Annotated in this window: 7 protein-coding genes and 1 pseudogene; 5 read left to right on the top strand and 3 right to left on the bottom strand. The window is 44.9% G+C overall.

Annotated elements, in window-relative coordinates:
• The 3 genes and pseudogenes from V6C93_RS30180 to V6C93_RS30170 all read left to right on the top strand — a co-directional run.
• Positions 1-526: pseudogene (locus V6C93_RS30180) on the top strand (lysophospholipase); the annotation flags it as partial.
• Positions 527-579: 53 nt separating this feature from the next.
• A complete protein-coding gene (locus V6C93_RS30175; RefSeq protein ID WP_333480375.1) occupies positions 580-3,006 on the top strand; it encodes a GH116 family glycosyl hydrolase in 2,427 nt (808 codons plus the stop codon).
• A gap of 492 nt (positions 3,007-3,498) precedes the next feature.
• Positions 3,499-8,934 (top strand): trifunctional serine/threonine-protein kinase/ATP-binding protein/sensor histidine kinase, encoded by a 5,436-nt coding sequence (locus V6C93_RS30170; protein WP_333480374.1) that lies wholly within the window; start codon positions 3,499-3,501, stop codon positions 8,932-8,934.
• A 58-nt stretch (positions 8,935-8,992) separates the two neighbouring features.
• Here the strand turns inward: V6C93_RS30170 and msrA are convergent, their stop codons facing one another.
• Positions 8,993-9,472 (bottom strand): peptide-methionine (S)-S-oxide reductase MsrA, encoded by a 480-nt coding sequence (gene msrA / locus V6C93_RS30165; RefSeq protein WP_333480373.1) that lies wholly within the window; start codon positions 9,470-9,472, stop codon positions 8,993-8,995.
• Positions 9,473-9,662: 190 nt separating this feature from the next.
• Here msrA and V6C93_RS30160 point away from each other — a divergent pair, with 190 nt between their 5' ends.
• The gene (locus V6C93_RS30160) at positions 9,663-10,463 is read left to right on the top strand and encodes a carbonic anhydrase (RefSeq protein ID WP_333480372.1); all 801 of its coding nucleotides are present in this window, start codon (positions 9,663-9,665) and stop codon (positions 10,461-10,463) included.
• 85 nt (positions 10,464-10,548) lie between these two features.
• Here the strand turns inward: V6C93_RS30160 and V6C93_RS30155 are convergent, their stop codons facing one another.
• Together V6C93_RS30155 and V6C93_RS30150 are read right to left on the bottom strand one after the other, a co-directional pair.
• Entirely contained in the window at positions 10,549-10,776 is a 228-nt protein-coding gene (locus V6C93_RS30155; protein ID WP_333480371.1) for a hypothetical protein, read from the bottom strand.
• A 338-nt stretch (positions 10,777-11,114) separates the two neighbouring features.
• A complete protein-coding gene (locus V6C93_RS30150) occupies positions 11,115-11,246 on the bottom strand; it encodes a hypothetical protein (protein WP_333480370.1) in 132 nt (43 codons plus the stop codon).
• A 10-nt stretch (positions 11,247-11,256) separates the two neighbouring features.
• On the opposite strand from V6C93_RS30150, the gene V6C93_RS30145 reads away from it, so the two are divergent.
• Positions 11,257-12,231 carry a D-glycerate dehydrogenase gene (locus tag V6C93_RS30145; protein WP_333480369.1) on the top strand — a complete coding sequence of 325 codons (975 nt, stop codon included), beginning with the start codon at positions 11,257-11,259 and terminating at the stop codon, positions 12,229-12,231.
• Positions 12,232-12,669 lie beyond the last annotated feature (438 nt).

Below are 12,669 nucleotides of genomic sequence, written 5' to 3'. Positions count from 1 at the left end.
TCGGGAGATGGCTGAGTTAATTGCCACAGCCATTCCTACATTAATCATTGCTGGTGATATTGATAATGGCAGCGACGGCACAATTACCATAGAAACAACCAAGTTTTCAGGAGCCAAGCAGTTTATCTGTTTACCCGCTTTATCTCATGCCGTTCTCAAAAATCACCCAGAGGTTGCGGCAACCATTCAGAATTTTTGGACTAACCCACAAATCGCTGTAGATGAGCAAGAAACCAATTTCAGTAGTCTATTAATTCAGCAGATACGGTTAGTTCCAGGAATAACTGATGCACATCGACGAGATTTCTACCGCTCAAGAGCCTATATTAGGTTCCACAACGGAATTACAATTCGTACCTGGAGAAATCCTTTACAGGTGGAGCACGTCTTTCTTGGTAACCACGAGGGACAATGCCTCTATGGGGGCTTCGTGGGTTGGCTCCATGCTGATGGCTTGCGTAGAACCCTTGAGGACATCAAGAAACAGTATCATGGCTTGTGTTCAGCTAAGGTTCATTCGCCATAGAGAATGGGACTTGGAGGCAATCCATGTGACCCTAATCTCGGTAAAATCAGGGCATGATCTATCAACCTCCCCGTCCAAAAATCCCTGAGTGTACCTGGAAGCGTCCCATTGGTCTTGGCTGGGACAACCCCTACACCGTCCGCTATGCTAGTAATCTCGACGATGGCCCCTGGCATGGAATGCCCCTTGGAGGGTTTGGGGCGGGTTGCATCGGTCGTTCTCCACGAGGAGACTTTAATTTGTGGCACCTAGATGGGGGAGAGCATACCTTTAAAAGCCTTCCAGCTTGTCAGTTTAGTGTCTTTGAGCAGTCAGAGAACGCACCCAAGCAAGCTTATGCTCTGTGTACCGAACCGCCGGAGGATGGTAGTCTGAGCGCGTGGCAATGGTATCCGGCTTCGCAAAAAGCAAAAGGCAATACGGGTACTTATCAGGCGCTGTATCCTCGGAGTTGGTTTACCTATGAAAATGTTTTCCAAACCGAACTGACTTGTGAGCAGTTATCCCCGATTTGGGCGGGGTGTTACCAGGAAACGAGTTACCCGGTAGCCGTCTTTGAGTGGACAGCCCACAACCCCACAGATGCTCCAATTACTGTCAGCATTATGCTCACCTGGCAGAATATCGTGGGCTGGTTTACAAACGCGATAAAAAGCCCACAGGTAAGAGTACGGGATGATGGCAGTCCGGTGTATGAGTACCAACCGCGCTGGGGTGATAGTACGGGAAGTTACAATCAGTGGATTATCGATAACTTCCGGGTCGGTTGTCTCTTAGATCGGGTTAGGCTGCACGACGAGATTCAGGAAGGTGAGGGGCAACTGTGTTTTGCAACTGTCACCAATCCCAGTATGGAAGTGTTCTACCATACTCGCTGGAACCCGTCTGGTAGTGGTGCTGAAGTCTGGAAACCCTTTGCGGCGGATGGCAGCTTGGGAGATATGCAGGATGAGACACCCGCAGCACCGGGAGAACAAATTGCGGGTGCGATCGCAATCCGCTTCACGATCCGTCCTGGCAGAACTCGCAAAATTCCTTTTATCCTGGCTTGGGACTTCCCCATCACGGAGTTTGCTCCAGGTATCAACTATTACCGACGCTATACCGATTTCTTCGGTCGCATGGGCAACAATGCTTGGTCAATCGTCCGTACTGCCCTCAAACACGCTGATTTGTGGAAGGAAAAAATACAGTCTTGGCAGGAACCTATCTTAAATCGGGAAGATTTGCCCAACTGGTTTAAGATGGCTCTGTTTAATGAGTTGTACTTACTGGCGGATGGCGGTACTCTCTGGACAGCGGCGGATGATCGCGACCCGATTGGTCAGTTTGGGGTTTTGGAGTGCCTGGATTATCGGTGGTACGAGAGTCTGGATGTGAGGCTTTATGGCTCTTTTGGTCTAGCAATGCTTTGGCCTCGATTAGATAAAGCGGTCTTAGAAGCCTTCGCCCGTGCCATTCCTACCGATGATGAGACACCCCGTATTATTGGTTATAACCGAAGCGAGGCCATTCGCAAATTAGCGGGTGCCACGCCCCATGATCTCGGTGCTCCCAATGAGCATCCTTGGGAAAAGACGAACTATACCAGCTACCAGGATTGTAATCAGTGGAAAGATTTACCCTGTGATTTTGTCTTGCAGGTGTATCGGGATTTTGTCCTTACAGGGGCTAAGGATAGCGAGTTTTTGTGGGAGTGTTGGTCGAGCGTAGTACAGACTTTAGCTTATCTCAAGACCTTTGACAAAGACGGAGATGGGATTCCGGAAAACTCTGGAGCACCCGATCAGACCTTTGATGACTGGCAGTTGCAAGGAGTCAGCGCGTATTGTGGTGGGTTGTGGTTGGCAGCCCTAGAAGCTGCGATCGCAATTGGCGAAATCCTGATTAAGGACTACCCGCCGCGATCGGAACTGATAGAATTACCCGACCCAGAATCAATCCAAGAAACGATTGACCGCTATCGCCACTGGCTAGAACAAGCAAAACCCATTTATCAAGAAAAGCTTTGGAATGGTCAATACTATCGGCTGGATAGTGAGAGTAACTCAGATACCGTCATGGCAGATCAGCTATGTGGTCAGTTCTACGCCCAGTTACTAAAATTGCCCGATATCGTACCCAAAGAATGCGTTCAGTCTGCCCTAAAAACTGTATACGAGGCTTGTTTTTTAAAATTCCAAGATGCTCAATTCGGAGCAGCCAACGGAGTTAGACCGGATGGTTCCCCAGAAAATCCTAAAGCGACTCATCCCTTAGAAGTTTGGGCTGGGATTAATTTTGGATTAGCAGCATTTTTGGTGCAGCAAGGAATGAAGGAGGAAGCGTTCCGACTGACGGAAGCTGTGGTACAGCAGGTCTATGAAAATGGGCTGCAATTTAGAACGCCAGAAGCTATTACCGCAGCAGGTACCTTCCGCGCCAGCCACTACCTACGAGCAATGGCAATTTGGGCTGTTTATCTCATGCTCAACAACTAACACGCTGTCGAGATTTAGCAGCAAATACTAACTTACAATGATTGCAAATGATTGCAGTAGGATATCGCAGACACCAAATGTCCGCGATTTATCTCTTTTTTGACAAGGATTTGAAAGAAATCAAAGGTTTTTTTCAAAGTCGCTAATCGTTGTTGAATTTTTGATATAGCAACCGACACAACCGTTAGGACATGCCAAAAGCTGGGATTAGCAATTGGCTTTAGACCATTTGTCCTAATCGCCTTGGCGACTGCTATATATTTCATTAGGTTGGCCTACTTCGTTACTCTAGACAAAGTAGGATTAATTGACCGAGTTCCATGCAACCCGCTTTCACTTTGTTGCACAAAGATTTTTACCGTCCTCCATCGCCCGTCAAGACGAATGCAGCCCAATAATTAAGAAGGGGGATACTCGGCTCGTATCTCTATCTGAGTAATACGCAAAAAGTGAAGATTCACGTTATAAATCAGCTTTCAGGAAAATCCAACGATGAACGCTCTGACTGATTATCAGATTATCGCTAAAATCTACGAGAGTTCTAATTCATTAGTTTATCGAGCGGTTCGCGATCGCGGCAATCAGCCTCTTATTCTCAAAATTCTCAAGCAAGACTATCCCACTCCAGCAGAACTCACGCAATACAAACAAGAATACGAAATTACTCGTTCTCTAAATCTGGATGGTGTTGTCAAAGTTTATGAATTGCGACGCTATCACAATAGTCTAGCCATGCTCTTAGAGGATTTTGGCGGAGACTCCTTAAAAAGCTGGATAACCAAACGCCAGTTTACACTGGAAGAATTTCTGACCATTGGCATAAACATTGCTGAGAGTTTGGCAGCGATTCACGCTGCCAATATCATCCACAAAGATATTAATCCATCGAATATCGTTTACAACCCCGAAACGGGACAACTGAAACTCATCGATTTTGGTATTTCCACCGTTTTATCGCGAGAAAATCCCACCCTTCGCAATCCTGATCGCATCGAGGGAACCCTAGCCTATATCTCGCCTGAGCAAACAGGACGAATGAACCGTGCGATCGATTACCGCACTGATTTTTATTCTCTTGGTGTCACGTTCTACGAATTGCTGACTCACCAACTCCCGTTTGCAACTACTGATGCAATGGAGTTGGTGCATTGTCATATCGCTAGACAACCCGTACCGCCCCATGAATTGGTAGGAGTGTACAGCGGTACACCCTTACCAACTATCGTTTCAGATATTGTAATGAAACTGATGGCAAAAACCGCAGAGGATCGATATCAGAGTGGCTGGGGACTCAAAGCCGATTTAGAAACCTGCCTGCATCAGTTACAAACAAGCGGTCACATTTCCGATTTACCTCTAGCTCATCAAGATATCTCAGATAAGTTTCAAATTCCGCAAAAACTCTACGGTCGGGAAGAAGAAGTAAACCAACTATTGGCAACCTTTGAGCGCGTCAACCAAGGCACGACCGAGTTGATGCTCGTTGCTGGTTATTCAGGCATCGGCAAATCGGCTTTAGTCAATGAAGTTCACAAACCGATTGTGCGACAGCGAGGGTATTTTATTTCTGGTAAGTTTGACCAGTTTAAGCGGGATATTCCTTATGCATCCCTCATTCAAGCCTTCCAGGAATTAATTCGGCAGTTACTGAGTGAAAGTGAAGCGCGGCTTCAAACTTGGAAACAAAAACTTTTAGATGCATTGGGTAATAACGGTCAAATCATCATTGACGTTATTCCCGACGTCGAACTGATTATTGGCAAACAACCAGCAGTTCTACAAGTAGGGTCAACAGAGTCCCAAAATCGATTCAACTTTGTGTTTCAACAATTTCTGGGTGTCTTCACAAAAAAAGAACATCCCCTAGCTATTTTCTTAGATGATTTGCAGTGGGCTGATTCAGCATCATTGAAATTGATTGAACAACTGATGACCGATAGCCACTATCTTTTGATGATTGGGGCTTATCGAGATAATGAAGTTAGTGCATCTCATCCGTTGATGCATACCTTGAATAAGATAGAGGCAAGTGGTACCCGAGTAACGACTCTAATCCTTCAGCCTTTGGATATTGACCACATTAACGAATTAATTGCGGATGCTCTAAATATTTCAATAGAAGTATCTAAGCCTCTTGCCGAGCTAATCTTCAATAAAACTAACGGCAATCCCTTCTTCTTAACTCAGTTACTGCAATTTTTTTACGCGAAAAATCTGTTGTCATTTGAGTCCCATACAGGTCAATGGCAGTGGGATATCCAGCAAATTCAAGCGGTTGAGATAACCGATAATGTCGTCGAATTAATGATCGGCAAGATTGAAAAACTCGATGATAGAACCCAGAATGTTTTAAAGTTAGCGGCCTGTGTTGGGAACCGATTTGATTTAGGCGTTCTCTCCGTTGTTCAGGCCAAATCCCTATCAGAGACAGCAGCTGAGCTTTGGCCAGCGCTTCAAGAAGGTTTAATTGTGCCTCTGAGCGATGATTACAAAATTCCCCTACTTTGGAGCCAGGAGATAGAGTCTAGTAGTAACTCAGAAACCTCTCTATCTCTCATCCCCCATTACCCATCCTCCATCCCTTACAAATTTTTGCACGATCGCGTTCAGCAAGCCGCCTATGCTCTGATTCCAGAAGACCAAAAAAAAGAAGTTCACCTCAAAGTTGGTCAACTCCTGCTGAAGAATACTCAAGCCAACGAACTGGAAGAAAATATTTTTGATATCGTCAACCAACTGAATATCGGAGCAGAATTACTCACCCAGCAGTCTGAGAAAGATAAGTTAGCTCAATTAAATCTGATTGCTGGCAAAAAAGCGAAGGGAGCAACAGCTTATGAAGCGGCTGTCAGATATTTAAACGCGGGTTTGGACGTTTTGGCATCAGATAGCTGGCAGCAACAGTATGACCTAAGCTTAGCTCTGTACGAGGAAGCAACAGAGGCGGCGTACCTGTGTGGTGACTTTCAGCAGATGGAGCAATTGGCTGAAGTGGTGCAAAACTGCACCAAAACAGTGTTAGAAAAACTGAAGATTTATGACATCAAAATCCAAGCCCATTTGTCAGAGGGACATCCCCAAGAAGCGATTAATATTGGGTTGCAAGTGCTGAATCTTTTGGGAGTGGAATTACCAGCAGATCCGATTCAGTTGGATATTCAAAACCGATTGGAAGCAACTGCTTCACTCTATTCTAATCAAGACATCCAAGACTTAATTAATCTGCCGGAAATGACATCTTCAGAAAAGCTAGCAGCTCTGTTTATTCTGTCGAGTATAATACCGGCTACATTTATGTGTGCTGCTCAACTTTTCGTACCTATTGTGTTAGAAGCGGTAAATTTATCTATCAAATATGGGAATGCAGCCTTGTCGGCATTTGGTTATGTGTCTTACGCATTGATTCTCTGTGGAGACATTCTAACTCTTGAGTCCGGTTATAAATTTGGCGAATTGGCTATCAGTTTAGTCAAACGGTTAAATGCTAAGAAAGTCAAGCCTAAGGTATATCAGGTTTTTGCTTTTTTCGTCATGCCTTGGAAAAAGCATTTGAGTGAAACCATACCAATGTTGATTGACAGCTATCATAGCGCTTTAGAAAATGGGGATTATGAATTTTTTGGTAATTGTGCCTTTTGTCTATGCACAAATTCATATTTTATCGGTCGTAACATCAGTTTATTAGAACAGGAAATAGCAGCCTACTGCAAAGCTAACAGTCAAGTCAGGCGAGCCATCACCTTTAATTGGATTGTAATGTTTTTGCAGGTAATCCTGAATTTACTGGGTAAGACGGACAATCTCACCCAGTTAATGGGTGAAGTTTACAACGAGGAGCAAGCGCTGTCCCATGCTCTTGAAGTGAATGATAAAGTAGGACTTCATTTAATTTATCTCAATAAACTTATCCTATGTTATCTATTTGGAGAGGCTCATCAAGCTAGACAAAATGCTGTAATGACAGAGCAGTATTTAGACGGTGTGACAGGAATGCCATCGTTTGCTCTATTCCATTTGTATGATTCTCTAGCTCATTTAAAAGTATTTAATGAAGCTTCAAACTCCGAACAAGAGGCTTGGCTCAATCGAGTTAATACCAATCAAGAAAAGATGCAGAAGTGGGCGCATTATGCTCCAATGAATTACCTACATAAATTTCATCTAGTCGAAGCAGAGAAAGCGCGTGTCTTGGGACAATATTGGCAAGCATCCCAGTTTTATGAACAAGCCGTTAAAGGGGCTAGAGACAATGGGTATATTCAAGAAGAAGCGATCGCTTATGAACGAGCCGCAGAATTTTATCTCTCCATCGACAGAGAAGAAATTGGTCAGTTCTACATGAAAAATGCTCACCATTGTTATACTCGCTGGGGAGCCGTTGCCAAAATCAAAGCCTTAGAAGCTGAATACCCACAAATTTTAGTAGGCGCAACCCACCGAACTGACAACAAGGAAACCATCGGGACTGTCACGACGACTGGCGGTAGTACCCAATCGTTGGACTTATCAACCGTCATCAAAGCCTCTCAAACCCTAACCAGTGAAATCGCACTCGGCAAATTGCTCTCCAAGTTGATGAAGATTGCTATTGAAAATGCCGGAGCGCAAAAAGGCTTTTTGATTCTAGATAAAGATGGTAAGTGGTTGATTGAAGCCGAGGGCGTTGTTGGTAAAGATGAGGTGAATGTCATGCGCTCCATTCCTGTAGACTCTATCAATCCCTCCACTGGAATTCCCTTAGTCTCAACTGCCATCACCAACTTTGTCGCTCACACCCAGGAAAACGTTGTCTTAAATGATGCCACTCATGAGGGACAATATACCCGCGATCCCTACATCGTTGCCACCCAACCCAAATCCATTCTCTGCACGCCCCTGCTCAACCAAGGCAAACTCAGCGGCATTCTCTACCTAGAAAACAATCTTACTACTGGGGCATTTACGAGCGATCGCGTCGAAACCTTGAGAATCCTGTCTGCCCAAGCCGCCATCTCCATTGAAAACTCCCGCCTCTATAACCAATTAGAAGAATACAACCAGACACTGGAGGTGAAAGTCGAAGAAAGAACCCAGCAATTACAAGAAAAAAATCAGGAACTCTCCATTACTCTTCAAAAGCTCAAAGCTACCCAAGACCAAATTATCGCCCAAGAGAAACTAGCTTCACTTGGTGCCCTCACCGCCGGCATTGCCCACGAAATCAAAAATCCCTTAAACTTTGTGAATAACTTCGCTGAACTTTCTGCCGAGTTAACAGAAGAACTGCTCGACGAGATTGAAAACCAGAAAGACCGCTTAGAGGAAGAAACAACAGAATATATTGAGGAGATATTAAATGACCTCACTCAAAACGTCAAAAAAATCAACGAACATGGGAAGAGAGCAGACAATATTGTGCGCGGCATGTTAATGCACTCTGGGGGCAAAGCCGGTGAACGACAACAGACTAACATCAACGCCCTACTGGCAGAGTATATCAATTTGGCCTATCACGGAATGCGTGCCAAAGATTCGTCCTTCAACATCAGTATTGAAACCCACTACGACGACACAATTGAGTCGCTTAATGTTGTACCACAGAATATTAGCCGAGTGTTTCTGAATGTGATCAACAACGCCTGTTATGCGGCTCGCGAAAAAAGCAGAGAACTCGGTGAGCAATTTACTCCCATGCTCTGGGTAAACACAAAAAACCTAGGTGAACAGATAGAAATCCGTATCCGAGATAACGGTAAAGGGATACCCGAAGAAATTGTGGATAAAATTTTCAATCCCTTTTTTACCACCAAGCCAACCGGACAAGGAACAGGGTTGGGTCTATCCATCAGTCACGATATCATTGTGCAAGAGCATCAAGGTGTACTCAAGGTCGAAACTGAAGCAGGCAGTTATGCTGAGTTTATTATTGTTTTACCAAGACGGAGTTAAATACAATTTAAAAATTCCTAGTACTCGCTACGCGAGAAGCTTCTCGCGTAGCGAGTATTCATAATTCCGAATTATTTTGACTTCGCTGTCCCTTTTTCTCGAAATACTGCTGATGCTCTTCAGTCGCTAAGTAATATTCCTTGGCTGGCTTAATCTCCGTCACAATGTCTTTATCAAACCTGCCAGACATTTGCAGCTTCTCCTTTGAGCGCTTCGCCACCTGTTCCTGTTGGTGATTGTGGAAAAATATCACAGACCTGTATTGCTCTCCCCTATCTGGGCCTTGGCGGTTGAGCGATGTGGGGTCGTGGATGTTCCAAAACACATCGAGAAGCTCTTCATAGCTTATTTGCGACGGGTCATACTCAACCTGCGCAACTTCTGCATGACCTGTTATCCTCGACAACACATCGAGATACGAAGGGTTAGGGAAATGCCCTCCCATGTACCCCACAGAAGTTGAGATTACTCCTTTAATTTTCCGAAATGCTGCCTCCACACCCCAAAAACAACCAGCTCCAAATGTCGCCAATTCCATCGATGTTATTCACTCCAACCAAGAAAGCGGTTTTATAGTATTAAGTTCTGTAAAGATAGTAACGTGCTGGCGGTGATGCTTGCGAATCGAGTGCGTCAGGGAATCGCCAAACGAGAAAGGTCAAATTCAATTTATTGCCCAAATTGTTGGAGTGGCTACATAACTCACTCGTGGTGAGAGTAAAGTTTTTATGGTCAAAAAATTTTTAGAAGACAATCTTTATATGGATGGCAACGCAAATCACTCGGAAGGAATACTGGAAAACCAGTCACTCATAGAACAAGATTTAGAGTTGGGTCGCGTGTTTCAAACGAACCTGACAATGCGGGAAGTCGCTCAGCTCAAAGCCCCTACTATCAAAACTAGTGAGGAAGCTATTCTGGCTCTCAAGATTGGCAATGCCCGCTTTTTCAGTGGGCGAAGAGTTCCCTCTGATTTTTCAGCGGTCGAGCGTCGCGCACAAGTTATTACTCAGACTCCTTTTGCTGTCGTCCTGGGCTGTTCGGATAGTCGGGTGCCGACGGAAATTATTTTCGCTCAACGGGCAGGTGACTTATTTGTCATTCGTATTGCCGGTAATGTTGTTGAGGCAGGCACATTAGGGAGTATTGAGTATGCTATCCGGCACTTAAAAACACGGGTAGTGGTTGTGATGGGTCATGAGGGCTGTGGTGCCGTGCAAGCAGCAATGCTAGATGAAGCAGAACGGTGCTTTGAACCGGAGTATATCCAATTTCTGATCGATCGCATTGTGCCATCAGTTAGGAAGCTACCACGAATTCGCGACTCAAAAGCACGGATGCGAGAAGCCGTAATCGCCAATGTTCGCAGGCAAGTACATGAACTTAAGCAAAACCCAGTGGTTGTAGAATCCATGCATAAAAAGGAGATTGCCGTGATTGGTGCTTACTACGAAATCAGCAGTGGTGCCGTTGACTTTTTTGAAACAGAGGAAGACTTATCGATTGATGATAGAGAAGTCTCTGGTTAAGAATTTTCAGGGCACTTGCTTTAAAGAGTATCCTATACAAGTTGCTGAGTACTTGACTAAAGATGGGTATGGATGCTTAACATTGCTATACTTTTTGAAATACTTTCTCTTCGCTATTGCGGTTTTGCCACAACTTCACTGCCCAATAAAGTATTGTACAGCTCAGTATTACTGGAGAAAGCCACTCTAGACCCTTGAAGTGGATTCCTAAGCGGGAGAGTATGAGTAGCAAAGCATCGTCTAAAAAACCGAATAGTAACGGTAATAACTGACTAAAAAAACCTTGAAAAAATCTTTCTAAATTAATATCCATTTTGGTAAAATAGCTAAAGAAAAAAGGGTTTGATATCTGCGTTTTCAATTTTTTGGGGCTTGCAACAATTCTTTTTGATTAGAATGGTTAAGGGTATATGAAGGAATGCAGAAGCTTATAGGCAGATTATTCAAAGAATATGCACAATAAATCTGGCTTTCCTTCGACATGCAATTCAGACTACGGCGAAGGATTTTTAGCGGATGATGTTTCTATGTTCTAAGGCTACCAATTCCAAGACTTTGATACGGACACTCTTGAGGTAGAAGCGTAGCCATCCGTTAGTTAGAAATTCAGGATGGCTCAAAATCTATCCCATGAGTTTTAAATAAGATTCCCTAACCTAATGTCTTGTAGCCTTTTCCAGAACCATAGGTGCAGTAGGCGATCGCACATTTTTCGTTGCCAGTTGATTCCGTCAGCTGCCAGACCCCAGAATTAAGCCATTCCCCTTGATATGAAAGTCTCAAACCCTTAATTATGTCCCAACCCAAAGTCTTTATCACTCGCCGCCTTCCCACCCAATTAGAGCAATTGCAAGAGATTGCAAGCATTGAAGTTTGGACTGAGCGCCAACCGCCTCCCTATGAGATTTTACTGGAAAAGATTCAATCCATTGATGGCTTACTCTGTCTGTTGACTGACCGAATTGATCGCCAACTACTAGAAGCAGCAACCTCACTTAAGGTGATTAGCCAGATGGCGGTAGGCTACGACAACATTGACATTCCGGCGGCTACATCACAGCAAATCCCCGTCGGACATACACCTGGTGTCCTGACGGATGCAACCGCTGACTTTGCTTGGGCGTTATTGATGGCAGCCGCACGGCGAGTGGTGGAAGCAGATCGGTTTACTCGTGCGGGGGAGTGGCGGACGTGGGAGCCAGATTTGTTGTTGGGGCCAAACATTACAGGGGCTACTTTGGGTATTGTTGGCTTCGGGCGCATAGGTCAGGCGGTTGCTCGTCGTGCTAAGGGGTTTGAGATGCGGATTTTGTACACGAGTCGGCATCGATGCGAACCAGAACTGGAACAATCTTTGGCAGTGGAGTTTGTTGCATTCGATCGCCTACTGTGTGAATCGGATTTTGTCACGATTCATACGCCGTTGTCTGAGGATACTTATCATCTGTTTAGCGATCGCGAGTTTGAGCAAATGAAGCCCTCTTCTATCCTGATTAACACGTCACGAGGAGCGGTGGTAGACCCCGATGGCTTGTACCAAGCGCTGAGTACTGGTCAAATTGCCGGTGCTGCCTTGGATGTGACGGAACCTGAACCCATTCCAATGGACAGTTCACTGCTGACTCTAGATAATGTGATTATTGCGCCTCACCTGGGCAGCGCCAGCCGTCAGACGCGGGAAAAAATGGCCAATATGGCAATTGAAAATCTGATGGCAGGATTGAGGGGCGATCGCTTGCCTTATTGCGTTAATCCTGAAGTGTACTAGACTAGCTTGGCAGAAATAACTATCCAGTTGAAAAAGGTTCAAAAGCTTGTACAGTAAGCTTTTTTCCTTAGACCTCTTGCATAAATCCTGGAAAGCCCCCTAAATCCCCCAATTCTGGGAGACTTTGAATTCTATTCCCCCCAAAATTGGGGGGCTAGGGCGTGTCTTCAAACCCGGAGAGCCCCCTAAATCCCCCTTAAAAAAGGGGACTTTGAGTTGATTCTCCTCCCTTTTTAAGGGGGGATGGGGGGATCTTCTTCGCAAGACACAGGTAAATTTAGAGTTTGAAAACACGCCCTAGAGCGCCAGTCCATTACTCAATGTTTACAGACGTAACAGGGTATGCGTACCTATACACCTCTCGTTTAGGGCGAAGCATTCGGGTGATGAATTATCGCGAACGCCTAAAATTTTCCGTCCGAATGCTTCGCCCCTACA

Origin of the sequence: Allocoleopsis sp., assembly GCF_036703385.1 — a bacterium.
Lineage (GTDB): Bacteria > Cyanobacteriota > Cyanobacteriia > Cyanobacteriales > Coleofasciculaceae > Allocoleopsis.
This window is presented reverse-complemented; position numbering and strand designations above follow the sequence as displayed.